At 66.8% G+C, this 247-nt stretch carries 1 protein-coding gene; it reads left to right on the top strand.

Annotation, left to right across the window (positions count from 1 at the left end; translation table 11 throughout):
• Positions 1 to 247, top strand: a 247-nt coding sequence (locus LQ326_RS47625; RefSeq protein WP_234545441.1) for an AMP-binding enzyme, incomplete at both ends; no start/stop codon positions are given.

Genomic DNA, 247 nt, shown 5'->3' with positions numbered 1-247 from the left:
TGGCGAGGTGGACGGAGACGAGTTGCGGGCGTTCGCTGCCAGGCGTCTGCCGGATTACATGGTGCCGTCGGCGGTGGTGGTGCTTGATGGGTTCCCGCTGACGGTGAACGGCAAGGTGGACCGGGCTGTTCTGCCTGTTCCTGAGGCTGTGGTGAGTGCCGGTCGCGGTCCCTCGACGCCGACGGAGGAGGCGTTGTGCGACTTGTTCACGGAGGTGTTGGGGCTGGAGGCGGGTTCGGTCGGTGTG

Source organism: Streptomyces shenzhenensis (assembly GCF_021462265.1).
Classification (GTDB): domain Bacteria; phylum Actinomycetota; class Actinomycetes; order Streptomycetales; family Streptomycetaceae; genus Streptomyces; species Streptomyces shenzhenensis.
This window is presented reverse-complemented; position numbering and strand designations above follow the sequence as displayed.